This window comes from Kitasatospora sp. NPDC054768 (assembly GCF_053612025.1).
Genome location: NZ_JBSHBN010000075.1, coordinates 21,077 through 42,047 on the forward strand (window position 1 = coordinate 21,077; position 20,971 = coordinate 42,047).

Genomic DNA, 20,971 nt, shown 5'->3' on the forward strand with positions numbered 1-20,971 from the left:
GCTGCGCTCCTGGGTTCGGCGGTCGCGGGGCGGTCCGCCGCTCAACGGCCGGGTGCCCCTGTCGGGACACCCCGATCTCTCCAGCCTAATGGGCCCGCCGGAGCGCCCTCACCGCGTCGGTCCGCCGGGGACGCCCCGGCACCGGTCCGTGGGTGGCGCCCTCACCGCGTCAGTCCACCAGGGAGGCCCCCGGCACCGGTCCGTGGGTGGCGTGCGCGGTCCGGCAGGTGCCGGAGGCCCGCAGCGCCCCGGCCACCGCGGCGGCGGCGTCGGCGTCCTTGACCAGGAAGGCGCAGGTCGGCCCGGAGCCGGAGACCAGGGCCCCGAGCGCGCCCGCCTCGGTGCCGGCGCGCAGGGTGGCGGCGAGTGCGGGGCGCAGCGAGAGCGCGGCGGGCTGGAGGTCGTTGGCGAGCGCGTCGGCCAGGGCGACGGCGTCACCGTGGGCGAGGGCGTCGAGCAGCGCCGGGTCGGCGTCCGGGGTGGGCACGTCGGTGTCGCTGGAGCCGGTGCCGGCCTCCTCGCGCAGCCGGTCGCACTCGCGGAACACGGCGGGGGTGGACAGGCCGCCCTCGGCGACCGCGAAGACCCAGTGGAAGGTGCCCCCGGTGGTCAGCGGCTCCAGGATCTCGCCCCGGCCGCGGCCGAGCGCGACGCCGCCGAGCAGGGCGAACGGCACGTCGGAGCCGAGTTCGGCGGCCAGTTCCAGCAGCACCGGCAGCGGGGTGTCCAGCTGCCAGAGCGCGTCGCAGGCGACCAGCGCCGCCGCGCCGTCGGCGCTGCCGCCGGCCATGCCGCCGGCCACCGGGATGGCCTTGGCGATGTGCAGGTGCACGCCCGGGTCGGCGATGCCGTGGTGGGCGGCGAGCAGCCGGGCGGCGCGGGCGGCGAGGTTGCTGTCGTCGAGCGGGACGACGGCGGCGTCCGGGCCGGAGCAGCTCAGTGTCACGCCTTCCCCGGCGGTGGCGGTGACCTCGTCCCCGAGGGCGACCGCGAAGAAGACGTTGGCCAGGTCGTGGAAGCCGTCGGCGCGCAGGCCGCCGACCCCCAGCTGGACGTTGACCTTGGCCGGTACCCGTACGGTGATCACACGGCGTCCTTGGCGGGCTTGTGCTCGGCGATCGCGGCGAACTGCTCGACCGTCAGCATCTCGCCGCGCAGCTTGTGGTCGATGCCGGCCGCCGCGAGCGCCTGCTCGGCCCCGGCGGCGGAGCCCGCCCAGCCGGCCAGCGCGGCGCGCAGGGTCTTGCGCCGCTGGGCGAACGCGGCGTCGACGACCGCGAACACCTCCTCGCGGCTGGCGGTGGTCCTCGGCGGCTCGCGGCGGATCAGCGAGACCAGCCCGGAGTCGACGTTGGGGGCGGGCCAGAAGACGTTCCGCCCGATGGCGCCGGCCCGCTTCACGTCGGCGTACCAGTTGGCCTTGACCGACGGGACGCCGTACACCTTGTTGCCCGGCTTGGCGGCGAGCCGGTCGGCGACCTCGCTCTGCACCATCACCAGGGTCCGCTCGATGCTGGGGAAGGTCGCCAGCATGTGCAGCAGGACGGGCACGGCGACGTTGTACGGGAGGTTGGCGACCAGCGCGGTGGGCGCGGGCCCGGGCAGCTCGGTGACCTCCATGGCGTCGCTGAACACCAGGTCGAAGGAGTCCGCCTTGCCCGGCATCCGGGCGGCGACGGTGTCCGGCAGGTGCCGCGCCAGCACCGGGTCGATCTCGACCGCGGTGACGTGCCGCGCCACCTCCAGCAGTGCCAGGGTGAGCGAGCCGAGCCCGGGCCCGACCTCCACCACCGTGTCCTGCTCCGTCACGTCGGCGGCCCGGACGATCCGCCGCACGGTGTTGCCGTCGATGACGAAGTTCTGCCCGCGCTGCTTGGTCGGCTTCACGCCGAACGCGGCGGCCAGCTCCCGGATGTCGGCGGCGCCCAGAAGGTGGCTGTCAGGGGTGGGGTCGGTGGTGCTCACGCGCCAAGGATACGGGCGCGGGGGCCGCCGTCCGGACGCGCCGATCCGGACGGGCCCCGGCCTCGGGCTCAGTACCCGAAGGCCCTGGCGGTGTTCGCCGCGACGGCCGTGCACAGCTCGTCCTCGGCCAGGCCCAGGGTGGCGGCCATCGAGCGGACCGTGACCGGGATCAGGTACGGGGCGTTCGGGCGGCCGCGGTAGGGGTGCGGGGTGAGGAACGGGGCGTCGGTCTCGACCAGGATCCGGTCCAGCGGGGTGGCGAGCAGGGCGTCGCGCAGCGGCTGGTTGGCCTTGAAGGTGACCGGGCCGGCGAAGGAGAGGTACCAGCCGTGCTCGGCGCAGACCTCGGCCATCCCGGCGTCGCCGGAGTAGCAGTGGAAGACCGTCCGCTCCGGGGCGCCTTCGGCCAGCAGGACGGCGATGACGTCCTCGTGGGCGTCGCGGTCGTGGATGACCAGGGCCTTGCCGTGCCGCTTGGCCATCTCGATGTGGCGGCGGAACGACTCCTTCTGGATCTCCACGCCCTCCGGCCCGGTGCGGAAGTAGTCCAGGCCGGTCTCGCCGACCGCCACCACCTGCGGGAGGGCGGCGAGCCGGTCGATCTCGGCGAGCGCCTCGTCCAGCGCGGCGGCGCCGCCGGCCTTCCGCTGCTGCCCGGACCAGCCGTCGGCGTCGCCGAGGAAGATCCGCGGCGCCTCGTTCGGGTGCAGGGCGACGGCCGCGTGCACCTGCTCGTACTGGGCCGCCAGTTCGGCGGCCCAGCGCGAGCCGGGCACGTCGCAGCCCACCTGGACCACCGTGGTGACGCCGACCGAGGCGGCCTTCGCCAGGCCCTCGGCCGGGGTGCCGGACTGCATGTCGAGGTGGGTGTGCGAGTCGGCCACCGCCACGGCCAGGGGTTCCGGCAGCGGCGGCGGGGTCGACCGGGCGTCGTCCTTGGCGGCCATGTCAGGCGGTCGGCTTCTCTTCGAGGCGCGGGAAGAGGATCTCGCCCTTGGTGACGGTGGCACCGACGGGCAGCCGGCCCCAGTCGGCCGCGGTGGCGACGGTCTGCGCGCCGAGCGCGCCCAGCCCGGCGGCCTCGGCGCCCAGCGAGGCCCACAGCTTCTCGGCGGTGGACGGCATCACCGGGTTGAGCAGCACGGCGGTGGCGCGCAGCGCCTCGGCGGCGGTGTAGAGGATGGTGGCCAGGCGGGCCTGCCCCTCCTCGGACTCGTCCTTGGCGACCTTCCACGGCTCCTGCGTGGTGAGGTAGCCGTTGACCTGCTTGACGAACTCGAAGATCGCCGCGAGGCCGCCGGCGAAGTCCAGCTCCTCGCCGATCTTCAGGTCGGCGGCGGCGACCGCCGCGGTCAGCCCGTCCGCGACGGCCTGCTCGGCGTCACCGGCGGCGGTGGCGGCGGGCAGCACCCCGTCGAAGTACTTGCCGACCATCGCGGCGACCCGGGAGGCCAGGTTGCCGAAGTCGTTGGCCAGCTCGGAGGTGTACCGGGCGGTGAAGTCCTCCCAGGAGAACGAGCCGTCGGTGCCGAACGGGATCGCCCGCAGGAAGTAGTAGCGGTACGCGTCCACGCCGAAGTGCGAGGTCAGGTCGGTGGGCGCGATGCCGGTCAGGTTGGACTTGGACATCTTCTCGCCGCCGACCATCAGCCAGCCGTTGGCGACGACCCGCTTGGGCAGCGGCAGCCCGGCGGCCATCAGCATGGCGGGCCAGATGACGGCGTGGAAGCGGAGGATGTCCTTGCCGACCAGGTGGACCGAGGCGGGCCACAGCTCGGCGAAGCGCTCCGGGTCGCTGCCGTAGCCGGCCGCGGTGATGTAGTTCTGCAGCGCGTCCACCCACACGTACAGGACGTGCTTCTCGTCCCAGGGCAGCGGGACGCCCCAGTCGAAGGTGGAGCGGGAGATCGAGAGGTCCTTGAGGTCCTGCTCGACGAAGCGCAGCACCTCGTTGCGGGCCGAGGCGGGCTGGATGAAGTCCGGGTTCGCCGCGTAGAACTCCAGCAGCCGCGGGCCGTAGGCGGAGAGGCGGAAGAAGTAGTTCTCCTCCTCCAGCCACTCGACCGGCCGCTTGTGCACGGTGCAGAGCTTCTCGTCCGCGGTCGCGCCGTCGAGCAGCTCGGCCGGGAGCTTGAACTCCTCGCAGCCGACGCAGTACGGGCCGGAGTAGCCGCCCTTGTAGATCTCGCCCTTGTCGTACAGGTCCTGGACGAACTCCTGCACCCGGGCGGTGTGCCGCTCCTCGGTGGTGCGGATGAAGTCGTCGTTGGCGATCTCCAGGTGCTCCCAGAGCGGCTTCCAGGCCTCCTCGACCAGCTTGTCGCACCACTGCTGCGGGCTGACGCCGTTCGCCTCGGCGGTCCGCATGATCTTCTGACCGTGCTCGTCGGTGCCGGTCAGGTACCACACCTTCTCGCCGCGCTGGCGGTGCCAGCGGGTGAGGACGTCGCCCGCCACGGTGGTGTACGCGTGGCCCAGGTGCGGGCGATCGTTGACGTAGTAGATCGGGGTGGAAACGTAGTACGCCGGGGCGGTCGCCCCGGTGGTGCTGTGGTCTGCAGTGGCCGCCATGGTCGGAAAGCTTAGTCGGGCGCGCGGGCCGCCCTCGACCGAGTTGTTCCCGGCCGGGGGCGGTCCCTCCTCGTCGCCCCGGTGTCAGCCCAGCAGCCGCGACCAGAACCGGGCCCAGCGTCCGCGCGGCCGGACGGGCTCGGCCACCGGGGGCGGCCCGGCCGGCTCGGCGTGCGCCGGGTAGCCGGGGGCGTGCTGCCACTGCTGGTCGGCGGTGGCCACCCGGCCCTCGCGCATGATCCGCACGGTGTGGCCGCCGCACCCCGGGCAGGTCGGCTTGAGCAGCGGGGACGGCACCCGGACGCCGTTGGCGTGGTACTCGAACACGACGTGGCCGTCCTTGGCCACGTGGTGCTCGATGTCGTACGCCTGCTCCCAGCCGTACCCGCAGCGCAGGCACGCGAAGGAGTAGGCCTCCCGTACGGTTTCGACGGGAGTGTGCGGCCGGCCGGCCAGACCGGCGGTGCTCAGTGCGTTGCCACTGCGCGGGCTACCGACAACATCGCTCATGGCCGTCTCCCAGCGCCCGCCGGACGCTCGCCCGGCTGGGTCTTTCCCTTCCAGGAAATGCCCGGACATCCCCGGGTGACGCCCCACTTGTGAAGACTTGGATGCCGGTTGGGGAGCCCTATACGAAGGGCCTCCCCGGGACCGAAAACCGCGACCGAAGCTTCAGCTCAGCGGGTGTTTACCGGGGCCTTCCCTCCACGGTACGACTCCCCGTGAGCAACGCAACCCCCGGTATTCACCCCTGTCCCGGGGCTCCTCCCAGGCCTTCCCGCTTCGCCGCCACGACCGCGTCGAAGACCTCCCGCTTGGGCAGCGAGAGCTCCACCGCGACGGCCGCGATGGCCTCCTTGCGGCGCTCCCCGGCCTCCTCGCGGACGGCGACCAGCCGGGCCAGCTCGGCCGGGGTCAGCTCCTGGGGCGCGGCCGGCGGGGCGCCGGCGACCACGACGGTGATCTCGCCCCTGACGCCCTCGGCCGCCCAGGCCGCCAGTTCGCCGATCGGCCCGCGCTTGACCTCCTCGTAGGTCTTGGTGAGTTCGCGGCAGACGGCGGCCGGACGCTCGGGCCCGAACGCCTCGGCCATCGCCGTGAGCGCTTCGGCGATCCGGTGCGGCGCCTCGAAGAAGACCATGGTGCGCGGCTCGGCGGCGATCGTGGCGAGCTGCCGGGCGCGGTCGCCGTTCTTGCGCGGCAGGAATCCCTCGAAGGTGAAGCGGTCCACCGGCAGGCCGGACAGCGCGAGCGCGGTGAGCACCGCCGAGGGCCCGGGCACCGCGGTGACCTTGACGTCGGCGGCGACGGCGGCGGCGACCAGCCGGTAGCCGGGGTCGGAGACCGAGGGCATGCCGGCGTCGGTGACCAGCAGCACCCGGGCGCCACCGAGCAGCGCCTCGACCAGTTCGGGGGTGCGGCCGACCTCGTTGCCCTCGAAGTAGGAGACCACCCGCCCGGCCGGGGTCACCCCCAGGGCCTGGGTGAGCCGGCGCAGCCGCCGGGTGTCCTCGGCCGCGATCACGTCCGCCGTGGCCAGTTCGTTGACGAGCCGGGGCGGGGCGTCCGAGACGTCGCCGATGGGGGTGCCTGCGAGAACGAGTACTCCTGTCACGGTCCCCATCCTTGCAGCTGTCGCGTGCCCGGGGCTTTTGGTGACGATTCGGTCAGCTTCCGAGGGAGCGGACACGCGTACGAAGAGCGCCCCTACGATGTGGCGGATGAACGGCGACACGGCGGCCCAGACGCCCACTGGTACGGACCACTCCGCGTACGGCGGTGTCGGCCTGCCGTCCCCCCGCTCGCCCCAGACCGGGCCCGCGCCGCGGTCCGGGCCGGCCGGCTGGCGCGAGCGCCTGGCCGGGTACGGCTGGACCGCCCGCGCCACGGCGACGCTCGCCGAGCGCCTGGCGCCGCCGATGCCGGACGGCCCCCGGGTGACGCCCCGGGACGTGCCGCAGTCGCCGCTGCTGCTGCGGATGGGCGTCTCGCTGCCGCAGGGCCTGTGGTTCTTCCTCTGCCGCTGGGCCGGCTGGCTCGGCCCGGTCGCGGTGGCGGTGTTCGCCGGCCTGCTGCGGTTCACGAACCTCGGGCAGCCGCACGCGATCATCTTCGACGAGACGTACTACGCCAAGGACGCGTACGCGCTCTGGCACGGCGGCTACGAGATCAGCTGGCCGGAGGACGCCAACGCCACGATCATGACGCCGGGCGCGGCCGTCCCGTACCGGACGACGCCCTCGTACGTGGTGCACCCGCCGGTGGGCAAGTGGATCATCGGTGCGGGCGAGCAGCTGTTCGGCATGAACCCCTTCGGGTGGCGGTTCGCGGTGGCCCTGCTCGGCACCCTGTCGGTGCTGATGGTGGCCCGGATCGCCCGCCGGATGTTCCGCTCCACCCTGCTGGGCTGCGTGGCGGGCCTGCTGCTCTCGGTGGACGGCCTGCACCTGGTGCTCAGCCGGGCCGCCCTGCTCGACCTGGTGGTGATGTTCTGGACCCTCGCCGCCTTCGGCTTCCTGCTGCTGGACCGCGACCGCACCCGGGCCCTGCTGGCGCGGAGGCTGGGCGGCGTCGAGGACCCGCGGCTCGCCCAGCGGCTGAACCTGGGCTGGCGCCCGTACCGGATCGCGGCCGGCGTCTGCGTCGGCCTGACCTGCGCCACCAAGTGGAGCGGCCTGTACGTCGCGGCGGCCTTCGGCCTGATGACCGTGCTCTGGGACGTCGGCGCCCGCCGTCTGGCCGGCGCCCCGCGCCCGTTCCTGGCGGTGCTCGCCCGGGACGTGGTGCCGGCCTTCGTCTCGGTCGTCGTGGTGTCGGTCGCGGTCTACATCGCGTCCTGGTGGGGCTGGTTCGCCAGCAGCACCGCCCCCGGCCAGGGCGGCTGGGGCCGGGACTGGGCGGTCGGCCGTTCCACCGACTTCCCGTGGATACCCGAGGCCCTGCGCTCCCTGTGGCACTACCACTCGACGGTCTACGACTTCCACGTCGGCCTGAGCGACCCGCACACCTACCAGTCCAACCCGTGGTCCTGGCTGGTGCTGGGCCGGCCGGTGTCCTTCTTCTACGAGTCCCCCAAGTACGGCCAGGCCGGCTGCACCGCCGCCGACTGCGCCCGCGAGGTGCTGGGCATCGGCACCCCGCTGCTGTGGTGGACGGGCCTGGTGGCGCTGGCCTACTGCCTGTGGCGCTGGGCGGCCCGGCGGGACTGGCGGGCCGGCGCGCTGCTCTGCGGCCTGGCCGCCGGCTACCTGCCCTGGTTCGCCTACCAGCAGCGGACGATCTTCCTCTTCTACGCGGTGGTCTTCGTCCCGTTCCTGGTGCTCGCGGTGACCATGCTGATCGGCGCGCTGATCGGGCCGCCCGGCGCCTCCCGGGACCGCCGGATCATCGGTTCCGCGGCGGCCGGCCTGCTGATCCTGCTGATCCTCTGGAACTTCCTCTTCTTCTTCCCGCTGTTCACCGGGCAGACCATCCCGCTGGAGGACTGGCGCCGCCGGATGTGGTTCAACACCTGGATCTGATCCGCCCCGGGGCACACCGGGTTCCCGCGATTCGTCCGTATGCGGTGCACAACACGTACCAGATCCGTCACAAGTGCCGGGCGATTCGCCGGCGCACCGATCCGTGCTGCCTAGGGTGGGGGGGTACCGCGTTTCCGGCCCCGGCCGGTTGCGCCCGGCCGCGAGACCCCTGGGGGACCTGCACCATGCGCAGTGGCGCGAAGATCGGCATCATCACCGGCGTGTCCATCGCCGTCCTCGCGGGCGGCGGCTACGGCGCGTACAGCCTGATGAACGACTCGGACGGCGGCTCCGGCGGCAAGAAGCCGCGCACCGTGGTCGCCGAGCCGCCGTCGGCCGAGCAGGCGACAGCCGGTCTGAAGGACTTCCTGACGGCCTGGGCGGCCGGCGACATCGCCAAGGCGGCCTCGCTGACCGACGACCCGGCCGCGGCCACGGCCGGTCTGACCGCCTTCCGCGACCAGGTCAAGCCGAGCGCGCTGACCCTCACCCCGTTCGGCCCGACCACCCAGCAGGTCTTCTCCGCCGCCACCGGCACCCCCGCCCCCGCCGCCAAGCCGTCCGCCGGGGCCTCCGCGACGCCGGGTGCGACCGACACGCCGTCCGCCACCGCCACGCCCGGCCCCACCGGCACCCTGATGTCCTACAAGGCGCGCGCCGAGTTCGCGGGCACCAGCCGGGCCTGGGACTACCAGGGCTTCCTCGGCGTCGTGAAGATGAGCGACGACACCCCGGCCGTGCACTGGGCGCCGTCGGTGATCCACCCCCACCTGTCCGGCAACGAGACCATCGCCGTCCAGCCGGTCTTCGCCCCGCCGTCCACGGTGGTGGACCGCAACGGCAAGCCGGTCCAGGGCGCCTCGCTCACCCAGGCGCTGATGACCACCCTCCAGGAGAACGCCAACAAGCTGCTGCCGCCGGACCCGGCCAAGGACCAGGACGCGGGCAGCGCCGTGGTGATCTCCGACCCGGCCGGCAAGGGCGCCCAGGACAAGCTGTTCACCATCGTCGAGCCGAAGCCCGGCAAGCCGTTCAAGCTGACCATCGACAACACCCTGCAGGCCGCCGCCGAGAAGGCGATGACCGACCTGGGCGGCAAGCCGGCCTCCGTCGTGGCGATCGAGCCGAGCACCGGTCAGGTGCTGGCCTTCGCCAACTCGCCGGCCAACGGACAGAACCGGGCCTTCACCGGGTTGCTCGCGCCGGGTTCGACGATGAAGATCATCACTTCGGCGGCGCTGCTGGAGAACGGGGTCAACCCGGACACCGTGGTGGCCTGCCCGGAGAAGAGCGGCAACGCGCACCCGATCCCGAACTCGTTCCCGGGCGCCTTCCCGAACAACACGCTCCAGCAGGACTTCATGATGTCCTGCAACACCGCCTTCATCAATCAGGGGCTGGCCAGCCTCAAGCCCGAGACGCTGTCCGGCACGGCCAAGGACGTGTTCGGCATCGGCCTGGAGTGGAAGACCGGCCTGCCCAACACCGACGGCAAGGTGCCGCCGACGCCGGGCAGCAAGGACGAGCAGGCCATGAACTACATCGGCCAGGGCAAGGTCCAGATGAACCCGCTGGCCATCGCCTCGGTCGCCGCCACCGTGCAGAGCGGCGAGTTCAAGCAGCCGATCCTGGTGGCGGAGCTGCCGCAGCAGAAGGCCGCCCGCCCGCTCTCCCCCGACGTGGACGCCAAGCTGAAGGCGATGATGGCGGCCACCGCCACCGGCGGCACCGCCAAGGACGTGATGGCCGGCATCACCGACAACGCGGGCGCCAAGACGGGCTCGGCCGAGGTCGCCGGGGTCGACGTCACCAACAGCTGGTTCACCGCCTACCGGGGCAACCTCGCGGTGGCCGCCGAGGTCCAGGGCGGCGGCCACGGCGTGGACGCGGCCGGCCCGGCCGTCGCCTCCATCCTGAAGGCCGCCGGCCGGTAGGCCCCCGGGCAAACGGCCCCGGGCGACCGGCCCCGGGCGAACGGCCCCCGAGCGAACGGCCCGCCCGGCCTCACGGCAGGGCGGGCCGGGGCTTTCTCAGCCGCGCGGCAGCGCGGGCTGCGGCCTGCCCCGCACCCGGCCGGGCGGGACCGGGCGCCGGCTGCTCCAGCGGCGGGCCGCCAGCCGGGGCCAGATCATCAGCACCACCGGCAGCGCCAGGTACCCGAACCGCCCGGCCGGGGCCAGCATGAAGGCGATGGCGAGCCCGGCGGCCAGCAGGTCCGCCGCGGCGATCGCCGAGACCGGCGGCCGGGCCAGCAGCCAGATGGCCACCGCGACCAGGGCCACGGTCATCAGCGCCAGCGAGATCGCGTGCCCGGTCGGTCCGAAGCCGGCCAGCACCTTGCCGGGCAGCGGGCTGCCCGCCGGGGTGCGGATCGCCGTCATCCCGAGCGGGAAGCGCACCACCTGTTCGCGCAGCGCGTCCGGCTGGGCCAGCGCGGAGGGCAGGATCACCAGCGTGCTCACCCCGACCCCGATCAGCGCGGTCCGGGCCGCGGGGCGGCGGCCGTACAGCCGCCAGAGCAGCAGGACGGCGACCGGCAGCGCGGGCCAGGCCGTCCACTTCAGGGTGCAGGCGAGGGCGAGCACCAGTCCGGCGCCGACGGTGCGGTCCCGCTCGGCGAGCGCCATGGCCAGGCAGCAGACCCCGATCAGCGGCAGGTCCACCCCGCCGACCGCCAGGGCGAGCGCGATCAGCGGCGAGGCGGTGAGGACGGCCAGCGGCAGCAGCGGCGCGCGCGGGTCGCCGCCGCCGGGGCGGGCGGGCCGCAGCAGCCGCCAGGCGGCCAGCAGGCAGACGAAGAAGGTCAGCGCGAACCAGATCCGGGCGTCCCCGGCGACCCTCGCGAAGGCGGTGGAGTCGCCGAGCAGCTGGCGCGGCATCCCGAACAGGGACATCGCCGGCAGGTACGGGTTGTAGTCGGTGACCACCACCGGGTGCGGCAGGTACGCGGTGCCGGTGGTGAGCAGCAGGTGGGCCGAGCGTTCGACCACCATGACCTCGGACTGGTGGCGACCGTTCAGGGCGAGCAGGGCCAGCGGGACCAGGACGGCCCCGACGAGGGCGACCGAGGCGGCGGCGCGGGCCGCGAAGCGACGCGGCAGGGTCAGGCAGAGCAGTCCGGCCAGGACGTAGGCGGGGGCCGCGATCAGGCCCCACAGCCGCTGGTTGGCCAGGTCGGACACGAGCGGGAAGGCGGCGGCCCAGCCGGCCGCGACCAGGCAGCCGAGCAGTTGGACGGTCCGCATCGAGGCGAGCCCGGCGAGCCGGGCGCCATTCAGCCGATCGGGCGTGGGCGGAAAGGTGCTCTCGCCACGCTGTCGGGGGAAGGGGCGGACGGAGAAGCCGCGCGGCGGTCGTCCGGGTCCGGACGACGCCTCGGTCGCGGAGGTCTGGGCCGGCGTTCTGCTGCGGCCGGTGAAGCGGCCGCGCGGGCGGAAGTAGCCGGGCGTGCGGGTGCTCACCATGGTGGAAGGTTATGGGTGGGAGCCGGGCCCTGTCGCCATGGCGTTGGACACCGGACGGGCGTTGGCGGGAAAAGGGCCGTCGGCCGCCTCGGCGGCCGGCGGCCCTTCACCCGGGTTCTGCTTCCGGGTCAGTCGGCGGAGCTGTCCGAGGACACGGACGGCTGCTCGGCCTGCTCCAGCCGGGAGTGCCTGATGCTGTAGCCGAAGTAGACGACCAGGGCGACGGCGAGGGCGATCGCCCCGGCCCGGAAGGTGTCGGCGTGCAGGCCGGTGACCAGGTAGATGCAGAAGCCGACGCTGATCAGCGGGACGACCGGGTAGCCGGGCACCTTGAAGCCGCGCGGCAGGTCGGGCTGGGTGCGGCGCAGCACGATCACGCCGATGGAGACCACCGAGAAGGCGATGAGCGTGCCCAGGCTGGTGATGTCGGCCAGGACCCGCAGCGGGATGAACGCGGCCAGCGCGCCGACGCCGAGGCCCACCACGATGGTGTTCCAGACCGGGGTGCCGGTGCGCGGGGAGAGCTGGGCGAAGCGCTTGGGCAGCATGCCGTCGCGGCCCATCGAGTACAGGATGCGGGTCTGGCCGTAGATCACCACGAGGGTGATGCTGAAGATCGAGACGATCGCGCCGAAGGCGAAGACCATCGCGGGCCAGCTCTGGCCGGTGATGTCCTGGAGGATCTGGGCGAGGCCGGCCTCCTGGCCGTCGAACTTCTGCCAGGGCTGGGCGCCGATGCCGGCCAGGGCGACCAGGATGTAGAGCAGGGTCACCACGACCAGCGAGATGATGATCGCCATCGGCAGGGTGCGGCGCGGGTTCTTGACCTCCTCGCCGGCGGTGGACACGGCGTCCAGGCCGATGAAGGAGAAGAAGATGCTGGACGCGGCGATCTGGACGCCGCTGAAGCCGAGCGGCATGAACGGGCTCAGGTTGCCGGAGTGGAAGCCGGTGAGCGCCACGCCGATGAACATCAGCAGGATCAGGATCTTGATCGCGACCATCACCGCGTTGACCTTGACGGACTCGCTGACGCCGCGGATCAGCAGGACGCAGACCATGGCGACCAGCAGCAGCGCCGGCAGGTTGAACCAGTGGGTGCTGTCCGGCGCGCCGGAGAGCTCCTCGGGGATCGTGAACCCGAAGGCCAGGTCGAAGAACTTGTTCAGGTACTCGGCCCAGGTCACCGCGATCGCGGAGGCGGAGACGCCGTACTCCATCAGCAGGCAGATGCCGACGCCGAAGGCGACGCCCTCGCCGAGGGTGGCGTAGGCGTAGGAGTACGAGGAGCCGGAGACCGGGATCGCGGAGGCCATCTCGGCGTAGCAGAGCGCGGTGAGTCCGGCGGTGACCGCGGCGATCACGAAGGACAGGATGACGGCCGGGCCGGCCGAGGGCACCGCGGTGTTCAGCACGAAGAAGATGCCGGTGCCGATGGTGGCGCCGATGCCGATCGAGGACAGCTGCCACAGCCCGATCGAACGGCGCAGGTGGATGCCGGAGCGCCCGCCCTCCTCGGGCGCACCGGCCGGGAGGGAGTTCTTGCCTTCGGTCTCGGCGATCAGTGTCGAGACGGGCTTGCGTCGCAGCAGACGCGCACCAAGGGTGTTGCTGGCCAAAACTGCGGTCCTTCTGGGCGGGGGAGGGTGTCCTGGTGGCTGGTCACCCGAAACACCCTGGGGTGTCATCGGGGATCAACCGAACAAACATGGGACAGTACCCGGCGAAAGCACCAGTGTCGCAAACGAACAGTCCCAACCGGCGCATTGTCCGAATTGGCGCACAGTGATGTACAAACCGGACACTTCGTAAACGGCGCTTCTACCTCCCGGCGATTAAAGCAGCAGGCCGGCGCCCTGCGGTGATCACCCGCCGAGCACCGCCCGCATCACCGACCGGGCGATCGGCGCGGCCAGGGCACCACCCGTGACATCGGTGGCCCCGCTGTCCACGACCACCACGGCCACCGCCACCGGCGGCACCGCGTCCGAGCCGGCCGGCCCGGCCCAGGCGATGAACCAGGCGTACGGCGTCCCGCTGTTGTCCACCCCGTGCTGGGCCGTCCCGGTCTTGCCGCCGACCACCGCCCCGGCGATCCGGGCGTTGCCGCCGGTGCCGTTCTCCACCACGTCCGTCATCAGCCCGCGCACCTGCGCGGCCACCGCCGGGGTCATCGCCCGCTTGTACACGGACGGCCGCATCAGCCGCACCGTGGTGCCGTCGCTCCTGGTCAGCCTGTCCACAAGCTGTGGACGCATCACCGTCCCGTCGTTGGCGACCCCCGCCGCGACCATCGCCATCGTCAGCGGGGTGGCCGCCGTGTCGAACTGCCCGATCGAGGAGAGCGCCAGCTGCGACTCGTCCATCCGGGTGTCGAAGTTCGACCGGGCCGCGCGCACCGGGACGTCCAGCCCCGGGTCGTTGAAGCCGAAGTTCGCGGCCATCCCGGCCATCCGGTCCAGCCCGGTCCGCACCCCCAGGTAGCCGAGCACGCCGTTGCAGCTGGCGGTCATCGCGGCGGCCAGCGACAGGCCCGGCCGGTCGCAGACCGGGGTGTCGTTGACCAGCGGCGTGGTCGTGCCGGGCAGCACGTACGGGAAGGGCGCCCCGGTCGGCGCGTCCGGGTCGGTGACCACCCCGTCGGCCAGCGCGGCCGCGGCGGTGACCACCTTGAAGGTCGAGCCCGGCGGGTACGTCTGGCGCAGCGCCCGGTTGAGCATCGGCTCGTCGGCGTCGGCCTGCAGGCGGTTCCAGGCCTCCTGGTCGTCGGCGCCGTGCCCGGCGAAGGCGCCCGGGTCGTAGGAGGGCGTGCTGGCCAGCGCCAGGATCCGCCCGGTGGCCGGTTCGATCGCGGCGACCGCGCCCTTCTGGTCGCCGAGCCCGCGCATCGCGGCCTGCTGGGCGGCCCGGTTCAGCGTGGTGCGGACGTCGCCGCCGGGGTTCTGCCGGCGGGCCACGGCGTCCCGGAGCGACCAGCCCGCCAGCCGGCCGTCGGTGCCGGTCAGCAGCTCGTCCTCGGTCCCCTCCAGCTGGGTGGTGCCGTACGCCTGCGAGGCGAAGCCGGTGACGGCCGCGTAGGTCGGGCCGTCGGTGTAGCTGCGCCGGTACGCGTACCGGCCGCCGGTCGGTACGGAGCCGGTCACCGGGTCCGCGCCGACCAGGATGTCGCCGCGCGGCCGGGCGTACCGCTCGATGGTGAGCCGCTGGTTGGCGCTGTTGCGGTCGAGGTCCTTCGCCTGGAACACCTGCACCCGGGTGGCCTGGGCGCACAGCGCCGCGACCAGCAGCAGGCAGAAGGTGCCCGCCCGGCGCCCGGTGACCGAGATGCCCGGCAGCCCCTGCGGGCCGTTGCCCCGGGGTCGGACGCGCGTCACCGGACCTCCTGGGGCCCGGGCCCGCGCGCGATGTCACTCATCCGCACGAGCAGCGCGACGATGATCCAGTTGGTGACCACGGAGGAACCCCCCTGGGCGATGAACGGCATGGTCATCCCGGTCAGCGGGATCAGCGCGAGCACCCCGCCCGCCACCACGAACACCTGGAGGCCGACGATCGCGGCCAGCCCGATCGCCAGCAGCCGCCCGAACGGGTCGCGCAGCGCGATGCCGGTCCGGAAGCCCCGCGAGACCAGCACCGCGTACAGCAGGAACACCGCGATCAGCCCGGTCAGCCCGAGCTCCTCCCCGATGGTGGCGAGGATGAAGTCCGACTTGGCGGCGAACCCGATCAGCACCGAGTGCCCGTTGCCGAGCCCGGTGCCCAGCTCACCGCCCCAGGCGAAGGCGAACAGCGACTGGGCGATCTGGTTGGCGCCCCGACCCGCCTCGATCGAGCCCAGCGGGTCCAGCCAGTCCGTGACCCGGCTGTGCACGTGCGGCGACAGCCATCCCACCGTCACCGCCCCGACCGCGGCCAGGCCCAGGCCGATGGCGATCCAGCCGGTGCGCGCGGTGGCCACGTAGAGCATCACCACGAACAGGCCGAAGAACAGCAACGAGGTGCCGAGGTCGGTCTCCAGCACCAGGACGCCGACGAACGCCGCCCAGATCAGCAGCACCGGCCCGAGCACCCGCCCCGGCGGCAGCTGCAGGCGCCGGATCCGGCGGCCGGTGAGCGCCAGCGCGTCCCGGTGCACCGCCAGGTAGGCGGCGAAGAAGACCGCCAGCAGGATCTTGGCGAACTCCCCGGGCTGGAAGGAGAGCGGCCCGATCACGATCCAGATCCGGGAGCCGTACACCGGCGGGAAGAAGATCGGCAGCACCAGCAGGACCAGGGCCACCAGCGCCCCGATGTAGGCGTAGCGCTGCAGCCGCCGGTGATCGCGCACCAGCAGCACCACGGCGATGAACAGCGCCACCCCCAGGGCCGACCAGAGCAGCTGGGTGGGGGCGGCGGCGCGTCCCGGGGTGGCCCGGTCGAGCCGGTGGATCACCACCAGCCCGATCCCGTTCAGCAACACCGCGATCGGCAGCAGCAGCGGGTCCGCGTACCGGGCCCGCCACCGGACCACGGCGTGGGCCGCCAGGGCGAGCACGCCGAGCGCGGCACCGTACTCGGCCGCGTCGGCCGGGACGTGGCCGTCCAGGTCGACGCCGACCTCGACGTAGCCGAACACGGCGATCAGGACGGCGCCGATCACCAGGACGAGCTCGGTGGTGCGTCCGGTCGGCACCGGCCGGCTCGGCCCGGCGGCGGATCTCGACACGGCGGAGGGTGTCGTCACGGACCGTCCTGGGGATCGGGAAGGGCCCGGTGCCGCCGGCCGGGGGATGCCGATCGGGGCGGACCGGCGTCGGGGCCGGTCCGCCCCGACGGGAGCGGCGGTCGGGCGGAGGGTCAGACGGCGGCCTGGGCCCGGGAGGCCTCGACGGTCGCCTTCAGCTCGGCCTCGGCCTCGGCCGAGAGCGAGGTCTGGATGATCCGGCCGCCGAACCGGGCCAGCGCCGGGACGACCTTGTCGGCGGTCGCCTTGCGCACCAGCAGGAAGACCGCGGCGGTGCCGGGCTGGAGGTGCTCGCCGACCTGGCGCATGAAGTCGTCGTCCACCCCGATGTCGGTGGAGGCGCCGACCGCCGCCCCCGTCGCACCGCCGACCGCCGCGCCCACCAGGGGCATGAAGAACAGCAGACCGATGACCCCGCCCCAGAGCGCGCCGCTCGCGGCGCCCGCCCCGGTCGTGCTGACCTGCTGGTGCAGCTTGATCCTGCCGTCCGCGCGACGCTCGACGACGACCGCGTCCTCCAGCTCGATCAGCTTCTGCTTCTGGAGCCCGATCGCCTCGTCGCGCACCGCCTGGGCGGTGGCGAGGTCCGGGTAGGCGATCGCGAAGAGGTTGCTCACTGCGGGGTCCTTCCAGGGTGTCGAACAGGCCGGCCGGGTCCCGGTGCCACCGCGGTGGCACCGTGTCCCGATTCCGCACCCTAGCGAGGGTTATCCATATGTAGGACTATTCGCTGCGGTGTGTCCGCCATTCGCGGAATCGCCCGGGCCCGCCGGTCCGTCCCGGGGCCGTCACTCCGGCCGCCGCCCGGCCAGCGCCGCCACCCCCGCCCCCACCGCGGCCAGCAGGACGACGGCGGCCGACAGGCTCGCCCACGGCACCTCGATCCGTCCGGTCCGGGCCGCCGACACCAGACCGCGCACCGCCGTGTTGGCGGGCGAGACCGGCACCACCAGCAGCAGCGTGGCCAGCCCCAGCGCCGTCGGGATGCCGTACTGCGGGCGGAGCAGCACCGGACGGTTCGCCAGCGCCCCGGCCAGCACCCCCAGCAGCGCGCTGACCACCGAGGCCGCAAGACCGGCCGCCACCGCCGCCCCGGCCCCCGGCTCCTGCCGCGCCCCCGGGTCGGCCACCGGCCCACTGGTCCACCAGACCGCCGCCACCTGGCCGGCCGCCAGCACCAGCGACACCGTCAGCGCCGCCAGCAGCGCCCCCAGCTGGACCCGGACCGGGCCCGCCGCCGCCACCAGGCAGGCCCGCGAGGCCGGCGGCTCCGCGCTCAGCACGCTGCGCACGTACCAGGCGCTCACCGGCAGCAGCACCCCCGCGCCGAAGCCGAGGCCGCCCAGCAGCGGATCGCCCGCCGCCACCCCGACCACCAGCAGCAGCGCGTACGCCAGGAACGGCGGCAACCAGGCGTGCGAGCGCAGCAGCAGCTCCAGGTGGTAGCGGGTCAGCGCCCCGATCCGCGCCGTCACCGCTGCCCCTCCTCGCGCCGCCGCACCGCCAGCACCCGCACGGCCGGGCGGCCCAGCAGCAGCCGGCGCAGCAGCGCGTCCGAGTGCGCGGCCGGCACCGCCAGCCGCACCGCCGTCCCGGCCAGCGCGGTGACCTCCGGCGCCCCCGGCAGCAGCGGAGGAAGCGGGGCGCCGTCCGGGACGTCCACCTCGACCTCCATCACCGGCCCGTCCCGCGGCGGCTCCTGGGGACCGTCCTCGACGGGCCGCAGCACGCCGTCCGTGCCGACCCCGTAGGCGGCGCTGGTCAGCCCGGCCAGCCGGGCCGGGTCGTGGTCGACGAACAGCACCGTGCCGCCCGCCGCCGCCCGCTCGGCGGCCGCCTCGTCCAGCACCGCCCGCGCCTGCGGGTCCAGCCCGGTCCAGGCCTCGTCCAGCAGCAGCACCCGCGCCTCGGGGAGCAGCGCCTGGGCGACCGCGACCTTCTGGCAGGTGCCCTTCGACAGCCGGCTCAGCGGCGTGCCCGCCCGGTCCGCGACGCCGAACCGGTCCAGCCACTCCCCCGCCCGCCGCCGCGCCCGCTCCGCCGACAGCCCGTGCACCCGGCCCACCCTCAGCAGGTAGGAGGAGGCGTCGAAGGGCAGCGCCGGCGGGAAGCGCTCGGGCACGTACGCCGCCGGGCCGGGCCGCACCACCCGCCCCGTGCTCGGCCGCTCGATCCCGGCGACCAGCCGCAGCAGCGTCGACTTGCCGCTCCCGTTGCGCCCGGCGATCCGCACCAACTCCCCCGGCCCGACCGCCAGGTCCACCCCGCGCAGGATCCACCGCCCCCGCCGCCCGTACCGCTTGCCGACCGCCGCCAGCTCCATCGCGCCCCCTCCGCCGTCCGATGCGTACGGAAGGCTATCCACGACGCGTAAGCCCGGCGTCAGCGAATTGCGCACCGATGCGCCGGAGTTCGCGCCGGAGCTGGTTGAGGCACGATCCGGACTCGTTTCGCCACGATGAACTGATGATCCCTAGGATCGGCCGGGTGACTACCGGACGACGACCACAGACCAGGCTCGGCAGCCTGCTGGCGGCCCTGGCGATAACGGGCGCCTCGCTGCTCCTCGGCCTGCCCGCCCACGCCGACGAACCATCAGCCGGGGCCGCCCCCGCATCCAAGGAGGCCCCCCGGGTCGACCTCGTCCTGGACGTCAGCGGCTCCATGACCGCCACGGACATCCAGGGCAAGAGCCGCATCTCGGTGGCCCAGCAGTCGCTGAACGAGGTGATCGACGCACTGCCCTCGGAGACCGAGTTCGGCATCCGCACCCTGGGCGCGAACTACCCCGGCAACGACAAGGCCCAGGGCTGCCTGGACACCAGGCAGCTCTTCCCGGTCGGCAGGACCAACAAGGTCGAGGCCAAGACCGCCGTCGCCACCCTGCGGCCCACCGGCTGGACCCCGATCGGTCTGGCCCTGCGCGGCGCCGCCCAGGACCTCGGCAAGGGCGAGACCACCCGCCGCGTGGTGCTGATCACCGACGGCGAGGACACCTGCACCCCGCCCGACCCGTGCGACGTCGCCCGCGAGCTCGCCTCCCAGGGCATTCACCTGGTGGTCGACACCCTGGGCCTGGCCCACGACGACAAGACCCGCCAGCAGCTGCTCTGCATCGCCAACGCGACCGGCGGCACCTACACCGACGTCCGCACCCAGGAGCAGCTCACCGACAAGGTGAAGCAGCTGGTCGACCGCTCCAACGACACCTACACGGTGGCCCCGGTCAAGACCGCCGGCACCGACAAGTGCGAGAGCGCGCCCGTGCTCGCCCCGGGCGTCTACACCGACCGCGAGAAGTTCTCCGAGCACCGCGTCTACAAGGTCCCGGTCAAGTCCGGCCAGGAACTGCGCGCCTCGGTCAGCGTCGCCCTCGACCGCCCGGTCGCCCGGGACTACGGGGTGCTGCTCCAGGCCACCAGCGCGACCGGCCAGGAGCTGGTCCGCGGCACCGACGCCGGCAGCGGCCGCACCGACGTGGTCTCCACCGGCCTGCGCTGGTCCACCGACGACTCCAAGGGCTACGTCACCGCGAGCCCCACCGCCTCGAAGGGCTCCAAGGAGAAGCCGGAGACCACCGTCTGCCTGGTCGTCAGCAACGCGCTGGCCCCGCAGAACGGCGTCCTGGCCGACCCCGGCATGCCGCTGGAGCTGACCGTCGACCTGGCCTCCGCCTCGCCCGCCCCGGAGGGCGCCGCGATGGGCCTCGGCCGCGGCTGGATCCTGCTGCTCACCCTCACCCTGGCCGGCCTGGCCTTCGGTCTGGTCTTCGGCTGGATCGCGCGCTGGCGGATCGCCGTCTGGCGGGAGAACTGACCATGCGTACGACGATTCGCGGCGCCCTCGCCGCCCTCGCCCTGCTGCCCGCCCTGGCCCTGAGCGCCCTGGGTGCCCCGGCGGCCTCGGCCGCCTCGCCGTCCCCCTCGGCGAGTGCGAACGGCACCCCCGCCCCGGCGACCAAGGCCGGCACCTCGTTCCTGACCGCGGTCAACCTCTCCCCCGGCCAGGACGCCAACGTCTCCGTCTCCACCGGTGACTACCTGTACTGGGCGTTCGGCGCCTCCGAGGGCCAGATCCCGACGGTCGACCTGACCGTCAACCTGGCCCCCACGGCCGACCGGCACGGCCCGCAGACCTGGTCCGTCGAGGTCTTCGACGGGCTGCGCCGGCGCCAGTCGTGCACCGCCGGCACCCAGAACGCCACCGCCGAGCAGAGCACGGCCGCCCTGGCGCTGAACTGCACCCTGCGCGAGGTCCGCACCTGGGCCGAGCCGTGGTCCGGCGACCCGCTGCCCGGCACCTACTACGTGCGGCTGTCGGTCAGCGACGTCCCGCAGCCGGACCTCGGCCTGGCCTCCTCGGTCCAGCTGCACGTCGCCGCCAAGGGCGACGCCGACAACGCCCAGCCGGAGGGCGGCGAGCTGAAGGCCCCGCTGGTCCCGCCGGTCGGCGGCGGCGCGAGCACGGCCAAGGCGGCCGCCCCGGTCGCCCAGGAGGAGCACTGGTACACCGGCTGGTTCTCCGGCTGGAACAGCCGCTGGTACTGGACGATCGCCGGCGGCTTCCTGGCCGCGCTGGCCGGCGTCCTCGGCTACAAGCTGACCCGGCACCCGCGCGGCCACCGGCCCGGCCACTACGGCGCCGTCCCGGCCCAGGGCTCCCACCAGAGCGGCAGCTACCACGGCTCCGACCGCCCCTGAGGCACCCCCGCGGGGCCGGCCGGACGC

General features: G+C 73.7%; 17 protein-coding genes. 4 read left to right on the forward strand and 13 right to left on the reverse strand.

Annotated features, from left to right (window positions below):
- Positions 1 to 169: 169 nt before the first annotated feature.
- From ACWGKU_RS22310 to rsmI, 6 genes are all read right to left on the reverse strand, one after another.
- Complete coding sequence (locus tag ACWGKU_RS22310; RefSeq protein WP_401046837.1) at positions 170 to 1,087, reverse strand: 4-(cytidine 5'-diphospho)-2-C-methyl-D-erythritol kinase; 918 nt, start codon at positions 1,085 to 1,087, stop codon at positions 170 to 172.
- On the reverse strand, positions 1,084 to 1,965 hold the full coding sequence (gene rsmA / locus ACWGKU_RS22315; protein WP_359899756.1) for a 16S rRNA (adenine(1518)-N(6)/adenine(1519)-N(6))-dimethyltransferase RsmA: 882 nt from the start codon (positions 1,963 to 1,965) through the stop codon (positions 1,084 to 1,086). The genes ACWGKU_RS22310 and rsmA overlap by 4 nt, the downstream gene beginning before the upstream one ends.
- A gap of 68 nt (positions 1,966 to 2,033) precedes the next feature.
- The gene (locus tag ACWGKU_RS22320; protein ID WP_380539304.1) at positions 2,034 to 2,912 is read right to left on the reverse strand and encodes a TatD family hydrolase; all 879 of its coding nucleotides are present in this window, start codon (positions 2,910 to 2,912) and stop codon (positions 2,034 to 2,036) included.
- A gap of 1 nt (position 2,913) precedes the next feature.
- Positions 2,914 to 4,536 (reverse strand): methionine--tRNA ligase, encoded by a 1,623-nt coding sequence (metG, locus tag ACWGKU_RS22325; RefSeq protein WP_401046833.1) that lies wholly within the window; start codon positions 4,534 to 4,536, stop codon positions 2,914 to 2,916.
- A gap of 84 nt (positions 4,537 to 4,620) precedes the next feature.
- Positions 4,621 to 5,046: a hypothetical protein gene (locus tag ACWGKU_RS22330; RefSeq protein ID WP_380539298.1), complete on the reverse strand. Its 426-nt coding sequence runs from the start codon at positions 5,044 to 5,046 to the stop codon at positions 4,621 to 4,623.
- Between the two features lie 235 nt (positions 5,047 to 5,281).
- Complete coding sequence (gene rsmI, locus ACWGKU_RS22335) at positions 5,282 to 6,151, reverse strand: 16S rRNA (cytidine(1402)-2'-O)-methyltransferase (RefSeq protein WP_387692635.1); 870 nt, start codon at positions 6,149 to 6,151, stop codon at positions 5,282 to 5,284.
- Positions 6,152 to 6,248: 97 nt separating this feature from the next.
- Between rsmI and ACWGKU_RS22340 the strand changes: the two genes are divergently transcribed.
- Positions 6,249 to 8,057 (forward strand): dolichyl-phosphate-mannose--protein mannosyltransferase, encoded by a 1,809-nt coding sequence (locus tag ACWGKU_RS22340; protein WP_452179522.1) that lies wholly within the window; start codon positions 6,249 to 6,251, stop codon positions 8,055 to 8,057.
- A gap of 185 nt (positions 8,058 to 8,242) precedes the next feature.
- Positions 8,243 to 9,991 carry a penicillin-binding transpeptidase domain-containing protein gene (locus ACWGKU_RS22345; RefSeq protein WP_401045958.1) on the forward strand — a complete coding sequence of 583 codons (1,749 nt, stop codon included), beginning with the start codon at positions 8,243 to 8,245 and terminating at the stop codon, positions 9,989 to 9,991.
- A gap of 96 nt (positions 9,992 to 10,087) precedes the next feature.
- Here ACWGKU_RS22345 and ACWGKU_RS22350 read toward each other — a convergent pair whose 3' ends face one another.
- The 7 genes from ACWGKU_RS22350 to ACWGKU_RS22380 form a co-directional block, all read right to left on the reverse strand.
- Positions 10,088 to 11,521 carry a glycosyltransferase 87 family protein gene (locus ACWGKU_RS22350; protein WP_359899767.1) on the reverse strand — a complete coding sequence of 478 codons (1,434 nt, stop codon included), beginning with the start codon at positions 11,519 to 11,521 and terminating at the stop codon, positions 10,088 to 10,090.
- A gap of 128 nt (positions 11,522 to 11,649) precedes the next feature.
- On the reverse strand, positions 11,650 to 13,209 hold the full coding sequence (locus tag ACWGKU_RS22355; protein ID WP_401045961.1) for an amino acid permease: 1,560 nt from the start codon (positions 13,207 to 13,209) through the stop codon (positions 11,650 to 11,652).
- A 177-nt stretch (positions 13,210 to 13,386) separates the two neighbouring features.
- Positions 13,387 to 14,847: a penicillin-binding transpeptidase domain-containing protein gene (locus tag ACWGKU_RS22360; RefSeq protein WP_452179524.1), complete on the reverse strand. Its 1,461-nt coding sequence runs from the start codon at positions 14,845 to 14,847 to the stop codon at positions 13,387 to 13,389.
- A gap of 44 nt (positions 14,848 to 14,891) precedes the next feature.
- Positions 14,892 to 16,226, reverse strand: a complete 1,335-nt coding sequence (locus tag ACWGKU_RS22365; RefSeq protein WP_452179525.1) for an FtsW/RodA/SpoVE family cell cycle protein — start codon at positions 16,224 to 16,226, stop codon at positions 14,892 to 14,894.
- A 131-nt stretch (positions 16,227 to 16,357) separates the two neighbouring features.
- Positions 16,358 to 16,861 carry a DUF1269 domain-containing protein gene (locus tag ACWGKU_RS22370; protein ID WP_359899773.1) on the reverse strand — a complete coding sequence of 168 codons (504 nt, stop codon included), beginning with the start codon at positions 16,859 to 16,861 and terminating at the stop codon, positions 16,358 to 16,360.
- Between the two features lie 171 nt (positions 16,862 to 17,032).
- Complete coding sequence (locus ACWGKU_RS22375; protein ID WP_452177488.1) at positions 17,033 to 17,719, reverse strand: ABC transporter; 687 nt, start codon at positions 17,717 to 17,719, stop codon at positions 17,033 to 17,035.
- Positions 17,716 to 18,567 (reverse strand): ATP-binding cassette domain-containing protein, encoded by an 852-nt coding sequence (locus ACWGKU_RS22380; protein ID WP_401054998.1) that lies wholly within the window; start codon positions 18,565 to 18,567, stop codon positions 17,716 to 17,718. Before ACWGKU_RS22380 ends, ACWGKU_RS22375 begins: the two co-directional genes overlap by 4 nt.
- 164 nt (positions 18,568 to 18,731) lie before the next feature.
- Between ACWGKU_RS22380 and ACWGKU_RS22385 the strand changes: the two genes are divergently transcribed.
- Complete coding sequence (locus ACWGKU_RS22385; protein WP_401054999.1) at positions 18,732 to 20,060, forward strand: VWA domain-containing protein; 1,329 nt, start codon at positions 18,732 to 18,734, stop codon at positions 20,058 to 20,060.
- A 2-nt stretch (positions 20,061 to 20,062) separates the two neighbouring features.
- The gene (locus tag ACWGKU_RS22390; RefSeq protein ID WP_452177487.1) at positions 20,063 to 20,944 is read left to right on the forward strand and encodes a peptidase; all 882 of its coding nucleotides are present in this window, start codon (positions 20,063 to 20,065) and stop codon (positions 20,942 to 20,944) included.
- Positions 20,945 to 20,971: the final 27 nt, after the last annotated feature.